At 41.1% G+C, this 19,553-nt stretch carries 23 protein-coding genes; 14 read left to right on the forward strand and 9 right to left on the reverse strand.

The annotated features are described in order from the left end of the window. Positions 1-63 precede the first annotated feature (63 nt). The 7 genes from MURRU_RS01245 to MURRU_RS18010 are packed head-to-tail and all read left to right on the forward strand — an operon-like array spanning position 64 to position 5,843. Positions 64-837, forward strand: a complete 774-nt coding sequence (locus MURRU_RS01245) for a ParA family protein (RefSeq protein ID WP_014031590.1) — start codon at positions 64-66, stop codon at positions 835-837. Continuing rightward, the gene (locus MURRU_RS01250) at positions 838-1,743 is read left to right on the forward strand and encodes a ParB/RepB/Spo0J family partition protein (RefSeq protein ID WP_014031591.1); all 906 of its coding nucleotides are present in this window, start codon (positions 838-840) and stop codon (positions 1,741-1,743) included. Beyond that, positions 1,736-2,392: a DUF5683 domain-containing protein gene (locus tag MURRU_RS01255; protein ID WP_041801206.1), complete on the forward strand. Its 657-nt coding sequence runs from the start codon at positions 1,736-1,738 to the stop codon at positions 2,390-2,392. The genes MURRU_RS01250 and MURRU_RS01255 overlap by 8 nt, the downstream gene beginning before the upstream one ends. A 3-nt stretch (positions 2,393-2,395) precedes the next feature. Beyond that, positions 2,396-3,097, forward strand: a complete 702-nt coding sequence (gene dapB / locus MURRU_RS01260; protein WP_014031593.1) for a 4-hydroxy-tetrahydrodipicolinate reductase — start codon at positions 2,396-2,398, stop codon at positions 3,095-3,097. 50 nt (positions 3,098-3,147) lie between these two features. Next, positions 3,148-4,887 carry a signal peptidase I gene (lepB, locus tag MURRU_RS01265; RefSeq protein WP_014031594.1) on the forward strand — a complete coding sequence of 580 codons (1,740 nt, stop codon included), beginning with the start codon at positions 3,148-3,150 and terminating at the stop codon, positions 4,885-4,887. 22 nt (positions 4,888-4,909) lie between these two features. Further along, entirely contained in the window at positions 4,910-5,542 is a 633-nt protein-coding gene (locus tag MURRU_RS01270; protein ID WP_014031595.1) for a WbqC family protein, read from the forward strand. After that, positions 5,535-5,843 (forward strand): DUF6122 family protein, encoded by a 309-nt coding sequence (locus MURRU_RS18010; protein WP_014031596.1) that lies wholly within the window; start codon positions 5,535-5,537, stop codon positions 5,841-5,843. The genes MURRU_RS01270 and MURRU_RS18010 overlap by 8 nt, the downstream gene beginning before the upstream one ends. Here the strand turns inward: MURRU_RS18010 and MURRU_RS01280 are convergent. The 7 genes from MURRU_RS01280 to MURRU_RS01310 all read right to left on the reverse strand — a co-directional run bounded on the left by MURRU_RS01280 (position 5,832) and on the right by MURRU_RS01310 (position 12,052). Further along, positions 5,832-6,626 carry an endonuclease/exonuclease/phosphatase family protein gene (locus tag MURRU_RS01280; protein ID WP_049789079.1) on the reverse strand — a complete coding sequence of 265 codons (795 nt, stop codon included), beginning with the start codon at positions 6,624-6,626 and terminating at the stop codon, positions 5,832-5,834. The genes MURRU_RS18010 and MURRU_RS01280 overlap by 12 nt on opposite strands. A gap of 249 nt (positions 6,627-6,875) precedes the next feature. Next, complete coding sequence (locus MURRU_RS01285) at positions 6,876-7,736, reverse strand: rhomboid family intramembrane serine protease (RefSeq protein ID WP_014031598.1); 861 nt, start codon at positions 7,734-7,736, stop codon at positions 6,876-6,878. Positions 7,737-7,739: 3 nt separating this feature from the next. Beyond that, complete coding sequence (locus MURRU_RS01290) at positions 7,740-8,474, reverse strand: rhomboid family intramembrane serine protease (RefSeq protein ID WP_014031599.1); 735 nt, start codon at positions 8,472-8,474, stop codon at positions 7,740-7,742. Beyond that, a complete protein-coding gene (gene mutL, locus MURRU_RS01295) occupies positions 8,475-10,322 on the reverse strand; it encodes a DNA mismatch repair endonuclease MutL (protein WP_014031600.1) in 1,848 nt (615 codons plus the stop codon). Next, positions 10,322-10,606, reverse strand: coding sequence for a hypothetical protein (locus MURRU_RS01300; protein ID WP_014031601.1), 285 nt, complete (start codon positions 10,604-10,606; stop codon positions 10,322-10,324). The genes mutL and MURRU_RS01300 overlap by 1 nt, the downstream gene beginning before the upstream one ends. A 198-nt stretch (positions 10,607-10,804) precedes the next feature. Further along, on the reverse strand, positions 10,805-11,287 hold the full coding sequence (ribH, locus tag MURRU_RS01305; protein ID WP_014031602.1) for a 6,7-dimethyl-8-ribityllumazine synthase: 483 nt from the start codon (positions 11,285-11,287) through the stop codon (positions 10,805-10,807). Positions 11,288-11,290: 3 nt separating this feature from the next. Next, positions 11,291-12,052 (reverse strand): tetratricopeptide repeat protein, encoded by a 762-nt coding sequence (locus MURRU_RS01310; RefSeq protein ID WP_014031603.1) that lies wholly within the window; start codon positions 12,050-12,052, stop codon positions 11,291-11,293. A gap of 127 nt (positions 12,053-12,179) precedes the next feature. Here MURRU_RS01310 and recF point away from each other — a divergent pair, with 127 nt between their 5' ends. Genes recF through MURRU_RS01325 form a run of 3 tightly spaced genes read left to right on the forward strand, consistent with a single transcriptional unit; the run spans position 12,180 to position 13,982 of the window. Continuing rightward, the gene (recF, locus tag MURRU_RS01315; protein WP_014031604.1) at positions 12,180-13,259 is read left to right on the forward strand and encodes a DNA replication/repair protein RecF; all 1,080 of its coding nucleotides are present in this window, start codon (positions 12,180-12,182) and stop codon (positions 13,257-13,259) included. A 4-nt stretch (positions 13,260-13,263) separates the two neighbouring features. Further along, positions 13,264-13,686, forward strand: a complete 423-nt coding sequence (locus MURRU_RS01320; RefSeq protein ID WP_014031605.1) for a hypothetical protein — start codon at positions 13,264-13,266, stop codon at positions 13,684-13,686. After that, the gene (locus MURRU_RS01325; RefSeq protein WP_014031606.1) at positions 13,686-13,982 is read left to right on the forward strand and encodes a DciA family protein; all 297 of its coding nucleotides are present in this window, start codon (positions 13,686-13,688) and stop codon (positions 13,980-13,982) included. Before MURRU_RS01320 ends, MURRU_RS01325 begins: the two co-directional genes overlap by 1 nt. Before the next feature lie 126 nt (positions 13,983-14,108). Here MURRU_RS01325 and MURRU_RS01330 read toward each other — a convergent pair whose 3' ends face one another. Both MURRU_RS01330 and MURRU_RS01335 read right to left on the reverse strand, forming a co-directional pair. Continuing rightward, a complete protein-coding gene (locus MURRU_RS01330) occupies positions 14,109-14,528 on the reverse strand; it encodes a nucleoside-diphosphate kinase (RefSeq protein WP_014031607.1) in 420 nt (139 codons plus the stop codon). Positions 14,529-14,577: 49 nt separating this feature from the next. Then, positions 14,578-15,612, reverse strand: a complete 1,035-nt coding sequence (locus tag MURRU_RS01335) for an alkaline phosphatase D family protein (RefSeq protein WP_014031608.1) — start codon at positions 15,610-15,612, stop codon at positions 14,578-14,580. Between the two features lie 74 nt (positions 15,613-15,686). Here MURRU_RS01335 and MURRU_RS01340 point away from each other — a divergent pair, with 74 nt between their 5' ends. The 4 genes from MURRU_RS01340 (at position 15,687) to MURRU_RS01355 (ending at position 19,540) form a co-directional block, all read left to right on the forward strand. Further along, entirely contained in the window at positions 15,687-16,703 is a 1,017-nt protein-coding gene (locus MURRU_RS01340) for a DHH family phosphoesterase (protein ID WP_014031609.1), read from the forward strand. Continuing rightward, positions 16,700-17,248, forward strand: a complete 549-nt coding sequence (gene gldI / locus MURRU_RS01345; RefSeq protein WP_014031610.1) for a gliding motility-associated peptidyl-prolyl isomerase GldI — start codon at positions 16,700-16,702, stop codon at positions 17,246-17,248. The genes MURRU_RS01340 and gldI overlap by 4 nt, the downstream gene beginning before the upstream one ends. 11 nt (positions 17,249-17,259) lie before the next feature. Next, positions 17,260-18,363 carry a peptidylprolyl isomerase gene (locus MURRU_RS01350; protein WP_014031611.1) on the forward strand — a complete coding sequence of 368 codons (1,104 nt, stop codon included), beginning with the start codon at positions 17,260-17,262 and terminating at the stop codon, positions 18,361-18,363. 103 nt (positions 18,364-18,466) lie between these two features. Next, the gene (locus MURRU_RS01355; RefSeq protein ID WP_041801722.1) at positions 18,467-19,540 is read left to right on the forward strand and encodes a DUF3810 domain-containing protein; all 1,074 of its coding nucleotides are present in this window, start codon (positions 18,467-18,469) and stop codon (positions 19,538-19,540) included. Positions 19,541-19,553 lie beyond the last annotated feature (13 nt).

A 19,553-nucleotide genomic window follows, 5' to 3' on the forward strand; every position in this document is an offset into this window, starting at 1 on the left:
TTAACAAATTACATTTTATCGCATCCTAAATAATCGTATTTTTAGCACCTAACTTACTATGAAATGGGCAAGATTATTGCAATTGCAAACCAAAAGGGCGGTGTAGGTAAAACTACCACTACGGTAAACCTAGCAGCCTCCTTAGGTGTGTTGGAAAAAAAGGTGTTATTGATTGACGCCGACCCCCAAGCCAATGCAACATCGGGTTTGGGTGTTGATGTTGACTCTATTGAAAAAGGTACATATCAACTTTTGGAACACACCATGAGTGTTGAAGAAGTAACCATTCCCACGGATTCCCCAAATGTGGATTTGGTACCCGCACATATTGACCTTGTTGCCATCGAAATTGAATTGGTGGACAAAGACAATAGGGAATATATGATGAAAGAGGCCCTGAAGAATTTGGGTGATAAGTATGATTTTGTATTGATAGATTGTGCTCCATCTTTGGGATTGTTGACCTTGAACGCACTTACCGCAGCCGATTCCGTGATGATACCCATCCAATGTGAGTATTTTGCCTTGGAAGGCCTTGGCAAACTTTTGAACACCGTAAAGAGTGTCCAAAAAATACACAACAACGATTTGGATATCGAGGGAATGCTCTTGACCATGTACGATTCCAGGTTACGTCTCTCCAACCAAGTTGTGGAAGAAGTGAAAAAACACTTCGCGGATATGGTCTTTGACACCATCATCCAAAGAAATGTCAGGTTAAGTGAAGCCCCGAGTTACGGGGAAAGCATCATAAAATACGATGCAAGCAGCAAAGGTGCTTCCAATTATCTTAACTTAGCCAACGAAATTTTGAAGAAAAACAAGGAGAAAGTTTAGATGGCGAAAGCAACAAAAAAACAGGCACTGGGAAGAGGCCTGTCCGCTCTTTTAAATGATCCAGAAAACGATATCAAATCAGTTTCTGATAAAAATGCGGATAAGGTAATAGGCAATGTAGTGGAGTTGGACATCAATTCCATTGAGGTCAACCCTTTTCAGCCACGTTCCAATTTTAATGACGAAACCCTTGAAGAATTGGCGAGCTCCATTCGTGAACTGGGTATTATACAGCCAATAACGGTCAGGAAACTGGATTTCAATAAATTCCAATTGGTTTCAGGTGAACGTAGGTTCCGAGCATCAAAATTGGTCGGACTGGAGACCATTCCGGCCTATATCCGAATTGCCAATGATCAAGAATCCTTGGAGATGGCCTTGGTGGAGAACATCCAAAGGCAAGATTTGGATCCCATTGAAATTGCACTTTCGTACCAAAGACTTATCGACGAGATACAGATTACCCAAGAAAAATTGAGCGATCGTGTGGGGAAAAAACGCTCCACAATCACCAATTATCTTCGCTTGCTGAAACTGGATCCCATTATCCAAACCGGAATGCGGGACGGTTTCATAAGTATGGGGCACGGTAGGGCACTCATCAACATTGATAAGAAAAAAGAACAAATCGCCATTTACGAAAAAGTGGTATCTAATGGTTTGTCCGTAAGAGCCACGGAGCAATTGGTAAAAGCTCGAAAAGAACCTCAAAGTAATGGCTCCGACAAGAAAAAAAGCACATCGGACGTGCCCGAATTTGTTTCTAACAGCTTGGATTCCATTAAAGAGCGACTCGCTACAAAGGTGGACATCACCACATCAAAAAACGGAAAAGGAAAAATTGTGATACCCTTCCATTCAGAGGAAGACTTTAAGCGTATCAAAAAATTGTTGACAGGTGAATAAAAACCTCCTTTTATTGTTCTTTGCCTTTTTGTTGTTTCACTCAGGATTTTCTCAGGAAGAAGAGGAAAAAGAAAACACAAAACAGCCCCAGCAAACCAAAGAGGTAGATTCCATTGCTCAAAATATGGAAGGGGAAGGCGTTACTTTTGAAGAAGTCTCCAAACAGGAGAACATAAATCCTCTTGCTCCCAGTAAAGCTGCCTTTTATTCGGCAATACTTCCTGGTTTGGGACAAATTTACAATAAACGCTACTGGAAAGCTCCCATAGTTTGGGGAGCCATTGGAACGGGAATCTATGTCTATTCCTATAACAACACCGAATATCGAAGAGCAAGAAATGCCTTCAAACGCCGGCTTGCTGGTTTTGAAGATGATGAATTTTGGGATTTGAATGGTGATAACGAGGGTCCCGATGTTTCCACGGAAGCGCTACAAGAAGCACAGGAAAATACCCAAAGAGACAGGGATTTGGCTTTGGTAATCACCATAGCGCTATATGCCCTGAACATTATCGATGCCAACGTGGACTCGCACTTAAAACAATATAATGTAAGTGATGATTTGGCCGTTGACTTCAACCCTTATTTAGATATAAATCCTTTTACCAATCAGCCAAACTACGGTATGGCCATGGTGATAAAATTTTAATGTATGAAGATTGGTCTGTTTGGATATGGCAAAATGGGAAAGATGATTGAGCAAATCGCTCAGGACAGAGGCCATTCCATTGTAGCAAAAATTGACGACCCTTCACAAGATGTAGATTACACCTCCATGGATGTAGCCATTGATTTTAGTACACCCGAGGCAGCTTTTGACAATATTACCAACTGTTTTAAAAACAATGTGCCCGTTATAAGCGGTACCACAGGATGGTTGGACAACTATGCTGAAGCCATCAAAATTTGTGATGATAACAAGAGTGCCTTTATCTACGCCTCTAATTTTAGTTTGGGTGTCAATATTTTCTTTGAACTCAATAAACATCTAGCCAAAATGATGGCTGGTTTGGAACAATACAAGGTTGTTATGGAAGAAATCCACCATACCCAAAAACTGGACGCCCCCAGTGGAACTGCCATAACCTTGGCTGAAGGTGTTATTGAAAACACATCCTACGAAAAGTGGGAATTGGACAAATCTGGAGATAAAATCATACCAATAAAATCCATAAGGGAAGGTATGGTGCCGGGAACGCATAGCATTGCCTATGAAAGTCCCGTGGACACTATCGAAATAAAACACGAAGCACACAACAGGGAAGGTTTTGCTCTGGGAGCAGTTATTGCATCGGAATGGATACACGGAAAAACAGGTGTTTTTTCCATGAAAGATGTGTTAAACCTAAGCTAAAAAACGTAACAAGAATTTAGACCTAAGGTCTAACAAAGAAACTTTTTTATATGGACGGTACACAATGGATTATTTTTATCCTGGTCATCCAGGTTATCCATTTCTTGGGAACATGGAAACTCTACGTTAAGGCAGGCAGAAAACCATGGGAAGCCGCCATACCTATTTATAACGGCATTGTTTTGATGAAAATCATTAACAGACCTTGGTGGTGGGTGCTGTTGTTGTTCATCCCGATCATCAATTTATTGATGTTCCCCGTAGTTTGGGTGGAAACCATCCGAAGTTTTGGAAAGAATTCCCTTGTAGATACTTGGTTGGTGATTCTTACACTTGGTCTTTACATTTATTACATCAATTATGCTGAAGATGTACAATATATTGAAGACCGTAGCCTAAAACCAAAAACGGGATTGGGCGAATGGGTGAGCTCCATTGTGTTTGCCATAGTTGCCGCCACTTTCGTGCACACGTACTTCATTCAACCTTACGTGATTCCAACAGGATCCTTGGAACGTACCTTGCGTGTTGGTGACTTTTTGTTTGTTAGCAAATTCCATTTTGGTGCACGAGTACCTATGACCACATTGGCCGCGCCTATGGTTCATGATACGCTTCCCGTACTGAAAACAAGATCATATTTGGCCGATGTAAATCCGGAAACCTATAAAACTTCTTGGATAAACAAGCTTCAACTACCCTATATGCGTTTGCCTGGTTTTGAAAAAGTTGAAAAAAATGATATTGTGGTATTCAGCTTGCCAGCTGACACTCTTTATCAATTCTTTAAAGCTCAGAAAGCAGTTATAAAGCCAATTGACAAGAAATCAAATTATGTAAAACGTTGTGTGGGAACTCCTGGGGATTCTCTCGAAGTAATCAATGGATATGTTTATATCAACGGCAAACAGCTTCAACTTTCGGACAGGGCAAAACCGATGTATATGTATGATATTTATGCCCAAAATGGAGTTTCCAGTAAATACTTGGAAGAGGTTGATGCCTCTGACTACGTTCGAAAATACATAGCATCCAATATCAACGAATCCCAATATAATGGATTGGCTCCTTATATTTCTGGTGCAAGACCAACTGACAATGGAAAAATTGAGCTTTACACACAGGAAAATGGCATTCCAACCGATGTTATTCGTGAATTGCGGCTTTCCCTTACGGAAGAAAAGCCACGTTCTCGAATGGCCAATTTAACTGATGAAATGGTCTCGGCACTTAGAAACAATCCCGCTATTGATTCTGTAGTACAGACCGTTGAACCCAAAGGGGAATATGGTGGGGCTTTCCCTCAAAAACCCAACCTATATCCTTGGAACAACGATAACTTTGGGCCGATTTATATTCCCAAGAAAGGGACCACCGTGGAAATCAATTCGAGGACCATTCCGTTGTACAAAAAAATCATCCGCGATTACGAGCACAACGATGTAAAAGTAACAGGAAACAAAGTACTCGTTAACGGTGAGGAAGCCAGTACCTATACGTTTAAACAAGACTATTATTGGATGATGGGAGACAACCGCGATCATTCCGAGGACAGCAGAACTTGGGGCTATGTTCCTGCAGACCACATTGTGGGCAAACCTGTTTTTCTTTGGATGAGCTTTGACAACTTTAGACAGGGAATCGCCAACTGGAGGGTGCGTTGGGACCGTGTATTTACGACTGTTGGTGGTAGTGGAAAGCCTGTATCATACTTCTGGTACTTTATAGGGCTTTTGGCAGCATGGTTTATTTTTGATTTCTTCCGCAAGAGAAAGAAAAAGAAAGCATAGGTAATCCTAATTAATTTGTTCTTTGAAGATTCTTGTTCATCCATCTTATTTTCCTAGCATTGCTACATTTGCGGTCATTGTTCAACATGAGGTAATTTGGGAGGCCCATGATAATTTTCAGAAGCAGACTTATAGAAACCGCTGCTATATTTCCACGGATAAGGGCAAACACATGCTCAACATCCCCATTAAGCACGTAGGCGGCAAAGACGGACGTCAAAAATATGCCGATGTTACCATGGAGAACAGCTACAACTGGAAAAAGGAACATTGGCGTACTTTGGAAACCGCATACAGGACCTCCCCATTTTTTGAGTTTTATGAGGATGAGCTGAGACCTCTTTATGAAGGAAATGACGACTCACTATATAACTTCAATCTAAAAACTATTGAAGTAATTGCAGCTTGTATCGGAGTGGAGGTTCCAACAGAAAAATCTGAAAAATACGAAGTGGACCCAGAAACAGTCTTTGATGCTCGTTTTTTGGCTGATGCAAAAAAGGGGAAAGACTGGGACGTGGAACCCTATTCCCAAGTATTTGAAGAACGCCATGGGTTTGTTCCCAATTTAAGTGTGCTGGATCTCCTGTTCAACGAGGGAACCAACACACTCACCTATCTAAAAAGTTTATCTTTGGATTTAAAACATGCTTAGGCATCTCATCCATTATGGAATTCATTTCTTGGTGCCAATTCTGATTGCGGTTTGGTTTTTTAAGGATAATAGAATTAAGGTGGCTTTGATTCTACTCGCAGGGATTATCATCGATATAGATCACCTTTGGGCCAATCCCCTATTTGACACCAACCGTTGTAGTATTGGGTTTCATGCCCTGCATAGTTATTGGGCAATTGGCATTTACTGCATACTACCCTTTTTTAAACCTACACGAATTATTGGATTGGCATTGATCATTCACATAATCGCTGACACTATAGATTGTTTACTGATGTGAGTTGAAGCGCAAAGTGGCCATAACAGGATAGTGATCGGACAATCGCTCATTAAAATTTTGATGGGAAAGTACTTCAAACTCAGGGTCGGCCAATATATAATCGATACGCAATGGAATCTTCCAGAAATCATACGTACGACCAAAACCTTTGCCCTTTTCCAAAAAAGTATCTTGCAAATCTCCTTTTACTATTTTGTAGATGTTGGAAAACTGTGTGTTGTTTAAATCACCACAAACTATATTGGTATAAGAGCTGTTCTCAAAATGTTTCCTGAATATCTCTGCCTGTTCCAACTGCTTTGAAAATGTATGGACCAACCTTTTATATGTCCTCTCCGACTTTTCCCCATCTGAAAAATTATCGGTACTGGGTCTTATTTTAAACGATTGCAAATGCAGATTATAAACCCTAATGGTATCTTTTCGAAATAAAATATCTGCATATATAATGTTGTTCTGTGTACTGGGAAGATCCAACGAACCACTACTTATTATTGGGAACTTGGAAAATATAGCTTGAGTTGCTCTTTTATTGGGATGAGGTGTTTCACTACGGTATGGATATTGTCTCAGTTGCTGATACCGTGCTCTATTGTGTTCCTGCACACAAAATATATCAGGGTCATGTTTCTTAACAAATTCAATAATACTATCGCCAACACCAGGTTCCTCCATCCATCCATTTTTGTTGAAACCCCACACATTATAGGACATAATTTTCAAGTCGGATGATTCTTTTTGGGGAACATGGTTATTGCCCAATCCATAAAAAGGTCCAAACATTAAATAACCGAGTAAAACAGCAGTAAAGGACAACAAAAATTTCCTTTTCAATCTAGCGGCCCAATATAATAGAAACAGAATGTTGACGGCAAAAAGAAAAGGCACAACTAAACTCAATACAGAAATAGCAGAGAAAAATCGCAAGGGAACATATGAAATTACTCCAGTAAGTATCAATAGGAATGCTATCAGAATATTGACTGCATAAACCACCCTATTCCATATCGAGGTCGATTTCTCCACGGGCTATTATTCCTTACCAGCTTTAAACAAAAAGTCCTTTTCCTCCTTGGACAAACTTTCATAGCCAGATTTACTGATTTTATCCAAAATGGAATCTATCTTTTTTTGTTTGGCCTGTTTATCGTAATCCGCTTTTCTGCTAGATGATGTTTTTTTCTTGTAGACCGTTTTCATGGGTGCTTTCTTTTCTTTTGGTTTGAAAAGGGCAATAATAGCGCTCCTCAATTTGGTAAAGCCAGAACCAATATCGTTGCCTTTGAACAGTTGCCGGGCATACATATACCCCAAAAATGCACCTCCCAAATGGGCCATTCCACCACCAATATTGTCGCCCATGCCAATGAGCACCAAATCCTTGACCACCAAAGCGACACCAATATACCATAGTTTGATGTTGAAGAAAATAACACGAACTTCTTGGTTGGGAATATAGGCACAAACGAAAATAAGCACAGCGTTTACACCTGCAGATGCTCCAATTAAAGCTGTATTGGAATTGACCAAGGTCGGGAATACATTGTAACTGAGGAGAAATACCAACCCACCCAATATCAACCCTAAAAAGTAAACGTTGATAAAGCGTTGGGCATCAAAAAGGTTCAAGAATATCCGACTGGCAAAATAGAGTATGATCATATTCCAAAAAATATGACCAAAACCTGCGTGAAAAAAAGAATACGTGACCAAAGACCAAGGCTGAGCCAAAAATTCAAAGAAATCCTTGGGCAAGTGGAACCATTGCGAAAAAGACTGCCCAAACAATGCCCCTGAAAGTCCGTCTATTAGAAAAATCAGAACATTAACGGCTATAAGCTTTTCGGCAATGCTTAACCTAGCAAATTGATATCGAACCCCTCCACTCATCATAATCTAATCCCACCGTTTATTGTTAAACTGATTCTTTTTCCAGTACCACATCATTATAAAACCAATTAAAGCACCGCCAATGTGTGCAAAATGTGCCACCCCGGTATTAACATTGCCTATTCCAAAAATGAGGTCAACGGCAATAAGAATGGGCACAAAGTACTTCGCTTTTATCGGTACGGGCAAAAAGATAAGCATCAGTTTTGCCTCCGAATACATAAATGCGAAGGCCACCAAAATACCATAAATAGCTCCCGATGCCCCAACTGCTGGTGTATTGAAAGCCATCAACATGCTATCCACCGTACTTTTTCCAACAATATCGTACCAACCGGGACTATATTGACCATTGGCCAAAATATCTAAAATCTGTGTACGGGCAATACCTGCACCTTCCAAAGCACTCATTCCCTCGTTGAAGAGAAAATAATTCACTCCCGTATGCAATGCAGCAGAACCTAATCCTGCCGAAAAATAGAAGAAAAGGAACTTGTTCCTGCCCCAAATGCGTTCCAAAGGCGTACCAAAAGCCCAAAGCGCGTACATATTAAAAAGAATATGCATAAAGTTACCGTGCATAAACATGTGGGTAACCACCTGCCACCATTCAAAATTGGAGTTTTTGGGAAACCAAAGTGACATCCATTGGTACATTTGGTCTCCATATAGTTGTGTGGCAAGAAACATGATCACGTTAATGATCAAAATATGCTTTACTGCCTCGGTAAGTCTACCCATTTAATTGAATTTTTTATCGATATCCCCTTCGGAGATAATGGTGTACGTTATTTTTTGAAAAGGGCTCAAAGTAGGTTCTTTGCAAGCAAAAAGATTGTTCACCAAGGTCAATTGCGATTCTTGGTCCAAAACATCCCCTGTTCTTACAGCCAAATTTCTACTGAGTGCCTTGGCCAACATTTCGGCTTGCGAAATGGAACTATCGGCGTAACCCTCCATATAATCCGCAATCAAGCGATCCAATACCGTGCCAATTCCACTTTCGGGAACCATCATGGGCACGCCTGTCACTTTTACAGTTTCTTCTTCCAAACTCTGGAAAGCAAATCCAATGTTTGTCAGACTTTCTTTAATTTCTTGCAGCACCGCCAATTCCTGTTTATTAAAGGTCAATTCCAAAGGAAACAGCAATTGTTGGCTCACACCCTCTTTAACGGTAATCTCACCTAAAAACTTTTCAAAGAGAATCCGTTCGTGCGCCCTGTTCTGATGGATGACCAACATCCCTGATTTTACCGTGCTTACCACATATTTTCGGCGCAATTGAAACGTACTGGCCAAATGTTCTTCGACATCCTTGTCCGAATACAACGTTCCTTGCTCCTCACTTTCCGACTCAATAACTACACTACTAAACTCGTTGTGGTCATTTTGATTGCCAAGACCTTCGTACAAATCTTCCCAACCTTTGGTGCTTTGTTTACGGAAACTGTTACCTGTATTTTTCTTGGTCGGAGCTTCCTGAAACGGATTAAACGTAGCGTCCACAGTCACTTTTGGAATCACGACTCCTTTTTCTTTGTAGGAATATGGAGTGTCTAGATTGGGGTCATGGTCAAAATCCAATACTGGGGCCACGTTGAATTGCCCCAGACTATGTTTTATGGTAGACCTTAAAATCGCATACAAAGTGTTCTCATCATCAAACTTTACCTCGGTTTTGGTGGGATGAATGTTGATATCGATAGAGGAAGGATCCACATCCAAAAACAAAAAATAACCTGGGTAGGTGTCGGATTTAATCAACCCTTCAAAAGCAGCGACCACAGCATGATGCAAATATGGACTCTTTATGAATCGGTTATTGGCAAAAAAGAACTGCTCACCCCTACTTTTCTTGGCAAACTCGGGCTTACAGATAAAGCCAGAAACTTTTACTACCTCGGTTTCTTCGTTCACAGGTACCAATCGGCTTTCCATTTTACTACCAAATATGTGTACAATGCGTTGACGATGTTTTGCAATTGGTAGATTAAAGATTTCCGAGCCGTTATTGTAAAAATGGAACTCAATATTGGGATGCACCAAGGCTACCCGATGAAACTCATCCGTAATATGGCGAAGCTCCACTTGGTTCGATTTTAAAAAGTTTCGCCTTGCGGGAATATTGAAAAACAGGTTTTTGACAGATATGGACGTTCCTTTTGGAGTCGCTACGACATCTTGGGAAACAATCTTGCTGCCTTCAATCTTAAGGTGGGTTCCCACCTCATTGGACGAAGTTCTGGTTTGCATATCCACATGGGCAATCGCGGCAATGGAGGCCAAGGCCTCTCCCCGAAAACCTTTGGTCTCAAGATTAAACAAATCCTGAGCGGATGATATTTTGGATGTGGCATGCCGCTCAAAAGACAAGCGGGCATCCGTTTCGCTCATACCAACACCATCATCAACTACTTGGATAAGTGCTTTACCACCATCCTTGATGATCAATTTAATGGAAGTTGAACCTGCATCAATGGCGTTTTCCATGAGCTCCTTTACTACGGAAGCGGGTCGTTGGACCACCTCCCCTGCTGCTATTTGGTTAGCGACATGGTCCGGTAAAAGTTTAATGATGTCCGCCATTATGGGTTTAGGAATATTGATAAATCAAAATCGATGATAAACAGGAACAGCAACACCAAAACGGCCACAATAATCCAAAAACGAAGCTTCAAATTTTTATCCCCTTCGGTCTGTAAATCATCAACCGCAGAAGTCAACTTATTCTTGAGCCCCCTTGTAGAGTGTGCCGTACTTCGAAATTTATCGAGTTTATGCTCAATTTTATAAGGATTCCCCTCTCCCTTGTAATACCTGGGGGAGTAATCGAAGCTCTTATTTTTCCTAAGTTTTAAAGGGTTTCGCATGGCATCCTTATCGCTGTAGCCTCAAAGGTACTCAAAATAGAAAAAAAGGGTTGGGCGTTTGTCCCAAAAAATGTTAACAGCTATCTAGATACTTGGGCAACCGGATAATTGGACTTGTTGGATTCTTGGATGTTCGGAAGTTGGATTGCCGAAGCATTGAACTTGTTCTTGATATTTTTGAACTTGAACTTTGAGCTTTTACTTGCCCAGAACAGCCATTTGAATGGCGGCAATGGCAGCTTCAGTTCCTTTGTTTCCGTGTTTACCCCCGCTTCTAGCTTTGGATTGCTCAATGTTATCATCCGTCAACACACAAAATATCACGGGAACATCATACGCCACGTTTAAATCCTTGATACCTTGTGCTGTTGCACTGCATACGAAATCAAAATGACTGGTTTCGCCACGGATAACACTACCTATGGCTATAACGGCATCAACTTTTTCCGTTTGAATTATTTTTTTGCAACCAAAGGTCAGTTCAAAACTTCCAGGTACGTTCCATCGAAGCACATTTTCAGGAAGTGCCCCGCAATCCACTAAAGCTTCTTCGGCACCATCATATAGTGCTTCGGTAATTTCGCCGTTCCATTCAGAAACAACAATCCCAAACCGAAGGTGCTTCGCATTTGGGATTTTGCTTTTATCGTAAACGGATAAGTTTTTGTTCTCTGTGGCCATGGTTTAGTTTTGCGCCAACCCAATTAGGGCATCAACACCATTGGCTTCTTGTGAGTTTGGATATTCTTCTTTGATGCGCTCAAAGTACCCTAAAGCTTTGCTTTTTTCCCCGAGTTCCAAGGCTACAACACCAGCTTTGTGTAAAAATCTTGGTGCAGTAAACTCGTTATCGCTGTGTGCAACGGCTTTTTCGTAATAATCCAATGCGTCTTCAGGCTGGTTCAATTGTGAGAAAGCATCTCCAATTCCACCTTTGGCCATAGCTCCCATAATGTCGTCATCAGAAGAAAATCCTTCCAAATGTTCAATGGCTTGATCATATTGTTTCAGGTTCAAGTAGGTCATACCTGCTGAATATTTGGCCAAGTTCGCTGCTTTGGTACCGCTGTATTCCTCGATAATATCCAAGAAACCATACTTACCCTGAGCGCCGTTCAATGCCAAAGTGAACAAAGAATCTTTCTCTGTTTCACTTGCTAAGGCTTGGTCAAAATATTGTTGTGGGTAAAAAAGTTCGTTTGCAGCGGTAGCTTCTTTTGGATTCTGGATAAATTGGTGGTAACCCAGATAGGCCAAAACACCCACGGCAATTACACCAATAACGCCTAAAATGTAGTTTTGGTTCTTCTGAACCCACTCTTCGGTTTTGGAGGCACTTTCGTCCAAAGTGTTGAAAACTTCAGCGGTTGTGCTGTCGTGTTCATCTAACTGAGCTTCCTCTTCCTTATTTTTTGGCTTAAAGCCTCTCTTCTTGTATGTTGCCATCCGTCATTTAATTGGTCGCGCAAAAATAAAGTTTTTATCCAAAACCAAAAGGTTATTTATTCGTTATTTTTGGAATCCCGTTTTGGAGGGCTACCTTTTTAAATCCTAATTGTTTCTCTAACTTTTTATGTTTTTAAGACATTTATCCTTAGTCAATTACAAGAATTTCGATTCCAAGACGCTGGAATTCGACCCTGTGATCAACTGTTTGGTGGGCGATAACGGAGTGGGAAAGACCAATGTTTTGGACGCTATTTACCATTTATGCTTTGGTAAAAGCTATTTTAATCCTGTGTCCACACAAAACATAAAACACGGCACGGAATTTTTTGTGGTCGAAGGTGAATTTGAGAAGCTCAACAGAACGGAAAAAATACTTTGTTCTTTTAAAAAGGGGACCAAAAAAGTAATCAAACGCAACGATAAACCCTATGAAAAGTTCTCTGAACACATCGGTTTTTTGCCCTTGGTCATCATTTCACCATCCGACCGTGACCTTATTTTGGAAGGGAGCGAGACCCGAAGGAAGTTTATGGACGGGGTCATTTCGCAATCGGACAAAGTATATCTGCAAAACCTCATCAAGTACAATAAAGTAGTCGCACAGCGGAATTCCTTGCTTAAATATTTTGCCGCCAACCGCACCTTTGACCGCGACACCCTGAGTATTTACAACGAGCAAATGAATACCTTGGGAACGGCCATCCATCAAAAAAGGGTTGAGTTTATCGGTTCCTTTCTGCCCATTTTCAAGGAACAGTATCAAAATATCTCCGAGAAAGACGAGCAAATCGACCTCTCCTACGAAAGTCAGTTGAGCGATGACACACTTCAGAATCTCTTGGAAAAGAATATTGAAAAAGACAGAGCGTTGCAATACACCTCGGTCGGCGTTCATAAAGACGACCTCAGCTTTACCATTGCGGGACACCCCATTAAAAAATTTGGGAGTCAAGGTCAACAAAAATCCTTCTTGATTGCATTGAAACTAGCACAATTTCATTTTATAAAGAAACTGGCCGATACCACACCCATTTTATTGTTGGATGATATTTTTGACAAACTGGACGAAAACCGAGTGTCCCACATCGTTGGGTTAGTAAAAGATGACAATTTTGGACAGATTTTCATTAGTGACACCCATGCTGACCGAACTGAAAATGTGGTCAAAAACATCCATCAGAGCTATAAAATATTTACCTTGTAGTATCATGAGACGAATACTTACCTTATTATTGATTTTGGTGCTGTGGAGCTGTAATGATTCATCCGTAAATAAAGATGATTTGCGTTATTTGAATGGATACTGGGAAATTTCGGAGGTAGAATTTCCTGATGGAAGCAAAAAACAATATGCAGTAAATACCAGCATTGATTTTATAAAGTTTGAAGATGGGAAAGGTTACCGCAAAAAGATGCAGCCCCGGTTCGATGGCACTTACGATACTTCAAATGACGTGGAAGATTTTAGCATATCCAACCTAAATGAAACCATCACCCTTCATTACACAAGTGAATTCAGTGAGTGGGAAGAAAAATTGGTGCAGTTGGACTCATTGACCTTTTCGGTAATCAACCAAGAAGGGGTAACCTACAAATACAAACGCTTTGAACCTATCAAAATTCCAAAGTAATGGCCAAACGACATAGCTCACATATACCATTAAGCGAAGCTTTGAGCGAGTTTATCCAAGAGAACAAACTCCAAAAAGGTATGGACAGGGTAGATACCAGAGAGGCGTGGGTAAAACTTATGGGCAATGGGGTAAACAACTACACCACTGCCGTTGAACTAAGGAACGAAACGCTCTTTATCTCGCTCTCCTCTTCGGTTCTACGGGAGGAATTGAGTTTGGGCAAATCCAAAATCATTAAAATGATCAATGAGGAGTTAGGCAAGGAACTGGTGAAGAAGTTGGTCCTAAGATAAAACCTTTCGTCATGCTGAACCCGTTTCAGCATCTCATCTCTTTTTTAAGAGATTCCGCAACAAGTACGGAATAAATAAAAAAAGCCACCTTTTTGGGTGGCTTCAATTAAATATTGTATATCTGGTTTAGTATATTTCCCTACCTGAAAAGTGGAAAGCACCTTCTATAGCAGCGTTTTCATCACTATCGGAACCGTGCACTGCATTCTCTCCAATACTGGCAGCATACAATTTCCTGATGGTTCCCTCAGCAGCTTCCTCGGGGTTGGTTGCCCCGATCAATGCACGGAAATCATCCACTGCATTGTCTTTTTCCAAGATGGCGGCAACGATTGGCCCTCTTGTCATAAATTCCACCAATTCACCAAAAAATGGACGCTCTTTGTGTATGGCATAGAATATTTCGGCATCCCTAGTGCTCAATTGTGTAAACTTCATGGCCACAATCTTAAAACCAGCAGCCGTAATTTTATCCAAAATTGCACCAATATACCCGTTTTCAACGGCATCAGGCTTAATCATGGTAAATGTTCTATTTCCAGTCATTTTTTTAAATTTTGCGCAAACTTAAGCTTTTTCGCCCAAGGTACAAGGCTCAATAGCTTTGTTTTAACTCTTGGAGCACGACTCCGTTGTCCCCCATAATCTTGAATTCGGCCTCTTTATTTTCAAAATTTAGGTTGATGACACCATAACTTTTATCGGAAACCACCTCCCCTACGCGATACTGATTGGGCTCGCCACTAAAACTTGAGTACGAATGGGTAAGTCCGCTGCTGGTAAAATCCACTAAAGGATAAGCAAGGTCGGCAACATCGGCTCTGGAGAATTCCGAAATATGGCGATCACCAGACAGGATAATCACCCCCTTGGCTTTTGATTCAACAATCAAGTGTTCCAGTTTTTGCACTTCCAAAGGAAAATTGCCCCAAGTTTCAAAACCATGTTCCCCAGAAAGCACCTGAATACTGGACATAATCAAATTGAAATCGGCATCAGAATCCTTAAGTTGGTTCTCCAACCATTGCCATTGCACTTCCCCAAGTACAGTTGCGGTGGAATCCGTAGTGGGTTTATATCGTTTTTCGGAATCCTCATCTTTGATGAGTTCACTTCTAAAGTAGCGGGTGTCCAACACAATTACCTTTACTTTTCCAGCAGAAACCTCATATTCGTGAGAAGCATACACCCCCTCTTGATTCCTTCTTTCACTATCCTCTGGCACGCCCATAAAGTTCAAAAAGACCTGCTGGCTTTCTGCCTTTATAGCAAAATCAGAGCCTCCATCATTTAAACCAAAATCGTGATCGTCCCATGTTCCAATTATAGGTACTTCTTTTTTCAATTCAGCATAGCCTGCAACGGTGTCCTGCATCGCATAAATAGACCTCAATCTTTCCACATCATCCGTATCTGCGTAGACAATATCGCCGCCCCAAATCCACAGGTTGGGGTTTTCATCCAAAATATCGTCCCAAAAAGGATTGGGTTCTTGCGACATATTGCACGACCCAAAGGCCACAACAAAATCAGGTGTTGGTTCCTCTTTAGCTTTTACCGTTTTATCTGCTTTCTGTTTACATGATGAAAACAGAAACAGGACGGTCAGGAAAATATAAAATTGCTTCATAGTACACTTTTGAATAACCAAAAATAGGGATAAACCAAGTTACCTCTATATTATATTATTGTATATTTGGCCGCATGAATTCAGCGGATATCAAGACAGTAAAGTCGATTCTTTCCCAACCTCAGAAGATAGCCATTATACCCCACAGAAACCCTGACGGCGATGCTATGGGTTCCTGTTTGGCACTCTATGGATTTCTAAAAGCGACGGGGCACACGGTGCAGGTGGTTGCACCCAATGACTATCCTAAATTCCTGAAATGGATGCCATGGAACGATACCGTCATCAATTTTGAAAGGGAAAATCCAAAGGCCAAGGAGGCCATTAACGAAGCTTCCGTAATTTTCACCTTGGATTTTAATGACCTTTCCCGCGTTGGGCAAATGGAAGCCGTTTTGCAAGAAGCGGAGGCTGATTTTATTATGATAGATCATCACCAACAGCCGAGTGATTATGCCAAGGTGACCTATTCTGATGTTTCGATGAGCTCTACCTGTGAAATGGTCTACAACTTCATCAACTTTTTGGGTGAAACCGAACTTATTGATGCCGATATGGCAACGAATTTGTACACGGGCATTATGACTGATACAGGTTCTTTTAAGTACCGTTCAACTTCGAGCAAAACGCACCGCGTGGTGGCCGAACTTATCGATAAAGGTGCCGACAACATGAAGATCCACCAAAAAGTTTTTGACACCAATTCGCCCTCACGTTTGCATTTGTTGGGTGTTGCCTTGGGCAATATGGTGATTCTGCCCGAATATAGAACGGCGTACATTACCCTTAGCCAAGATGAATTGGACCAATACGATTTTAAAAAGGGGGATACCGAGGGCTTCGTAAATTATGGGCTAACTTTGGAAGGTATTATTTTTGCGCTCATTTTTATTGAAAATCGCGAAGAAGGCATTATCAAGATCTCCTTGCGCTCCGTTGGGGATTTTTCCGTTAACGAATTTGCAAGGGCACATTTTAACGGGGGAGGACATACCAATGCTGCCGGTGGAAGAAGTGAAGTGAGCATGGAGGAGACCATCTCCAAATTCAATGAGATTTTGAAAACCTATAAAAGTAAATTGAACCCATGAGATTTTTTCTAGCTGTACTGTTGACTGCAATCCTAATGAGCTGCGGGGGTCCAGAACCAAGAAAACCGGTGGAAGTTAAATCGGGTAGTTTTTATAAAGAGTCCATTGAACGCACCAAAAAACTATTGGCCGCAGAGGAAGAAGCCATTCAAGAAATCATTTCCAAGGATACAATTCACGAATACCTGTCCAGTCCAGATGGATTTTGGTACTATTACGATTCTAAGAACGATACGGCAACATATCAATTAAAAACGGGAGACCAAATTTTGTTTTCCTATAATTTGATGAGCTTGAACAACGACACCATTTACACTGCCGAAGAAATAGGGCCAACCTCTTACGTCATAGATAAACAACAACTGTTTCCCGGGCTTCAAAATGCCCTGAAACTTTTAAAAATAAACGAGAAGGCCACATTTTTGTTCCCATCTCCCCTAGCCTATGGCTATCAAGGCGACAACAAGGCCATTGGACCAAAAACCCCGCTTAAATCATCAGTAGAATTACATACAATCATAATAGATAACGACAGTTTAAACTAAATTCATAAGCAATGAAGAAATTATTTTATATCATACCCGTATTTCTCCTAGTGATCATAGGATGTAAATCGAGCAAGTATGCGGATTTGGGCGATGGCATTTTTGCCGATATCCAGACTACAAAAGGAGATATCATCATCCAATTGGAATACAAAAAGACCCCTGTTACCGTGGCCAACTTTGTATCCTTGGCCGAAGGCAAAAACCCATTTGTTAATGACGAGTACAAGGACAAAAAATTCTATGACGGGATTGTTTTTCACAGAATCATCAAGGATTTTATGATTCAGGGGGGAGACCCAACCGGGACAGGAAGCGGAAACATAGGGTATACCTTTAAAGATGAGTTCGACGATTCTTTGAGGCACTCCAAAAAAGGAATCCTTTCTATGGCCAACAGAGGTCCCAAGACAAACAGTAGTCAATTTTTTATCACACACAAAGCAACGCCATGGCTGGATGACAAACACACCGTTTTTGGTGAAGTAGTCGCTGGTATGGATGTAGTGGACACCATTGCCAATGTAGAAACTGGAGCTGGCGACAAGCCAACTACCGATATTGTAATGGATCATGTGGAAATTGTTCGCAATGGCAAGGAAGCTCGACAGTTTGACGCCGTTCAAATTATGAGCGATTACTTTGAGGAAGCCAAAGCCGCCGAAGAAGCATTCAAAAAAATGAAAGAAGATCTGGCCGCTCAGTTTACGGAACAAATCAACGAAGCCGAAGAAACTTCCAGTGGCTTGCGCATTTTGACTTTGGAAGAAGGAGAGGGAGAGCAGCCCAAAGTAGGTCAAAAAGTATTGGTCAACTATGCGGGATGGTTGTTCAATGGTGATTTGTTTGATAGTAATATTCAAGAAATTGCCGAGCAATTCAACCAATTGAACCCTGGAAGAAGAGATCAAGGCGGTTACACACCTTTCCCTATGGATTACAGCCCAGATGCCCAGTTGGCAGCAGGTTTCCGTGAAGGATTGTTGACCATGAAGGTAGGAGATAAAGTCCGTTTGTTCATTCCGCCACACTTGGGCTACGGAGATAACGACTACGGCCCTATTCCCGGTGGTTCCACTCTGGTTTTTGATATTGAAATCGTGGGAATCCAATAATAAGGTTATAATATTATTTTTAAAAAACCGTACTTTTCCGTGCGGTTTTTTTATGTATTCCATGCTCGGCACGGAATCTCACAACACATTGCTTTCATTTTTGATGGGACAAAAAATCAAGACCATAATTGCTATTGCCCTGCCAATACAAATACTATTGGTAAAGTGGCTCAGCAGCTACCCCAACTTTGTTGAAGAGTATTACAGCAATGGCGTATATCCCAATATTTCAGGTTTTTTAAGGATTTTGTTCGGCTGGATTCCATTTTCATTTGGAGATTTAATCTACACAGCACTCGCCATTTTGGCAATTCGATACGTTTACAAACATTGGAAAAGCATCAAAAGGAAACCTCTATTGTTCTTAAAGGATATTGCTGTGGTACTTTCCATCGTTTATTTTGCCTTTCATCTGCTTTGGGGAATGAATTACCACCGTCAACCCATCAACTGGAAATTGAGCATTGAACGTGAATATACCGTTGACGAATTGGTTGATTTAACTCGATACATTGTCGAAAAAACAAACCAGTATCAATTTGAGTTAACAGGAGATACCGTATCTCCTGTACATATACCCTACTCCAAAAAGGAAATCTTCTCAAAAACGGAAGAGGCCTACGGGAACTTTGCAAAGCAATACCCCGATTTTGGATACGAACACCGCAGTCTAAAGTCTTCCATATACAGTATTCCACTCACTTTTATGGGATACGGCGGCTACCTAAACCCTTTTACCAACGAGGCACAGGTAAACGGGATTACCCCAAAATTTAGATTGCCCACCGTTAGCGGCCACGAAGTAGGTCATCAATTGGGTTATTCCGCAGAAGGAGCTACCAATTTTATCGGGTATTTGGTCACCTCGCAAAGCAAAGACCCATATTTTAAGTATTCTGCTTACAATCATGCTCTAGGATATTGCCTCACAGACCTTTACCATAAAGACGAGGAGCAATACAATGCACTTGTGACCACCATTAACCCGGGAGTGAAAGAAAATTTTAATGAACTACGGGAATTTTGGGAAAAATATGAGAACCCTATGGAACCCATCTTTAAATCCGTGTTCAACACTTTTTTAAAGGTGAACAACCAAAAGGATGGCATAAAAAGTTACAATGCCGTAGTTGGGCTCATCATTAACCACCGAAAACAATATTTTCAGCAGGATTGAAACTTGTAGAGTC

Source organism: Allomuricauda ruestringensis DSM 13258, from assembly GCF_000224085.1.
GTDB lineage: Bacteria > Bacteroidota > Bacteroidia > Flavobacteriales > Flavobacteriaceae > Flagellimonas > Flagellimonas ruestringensis.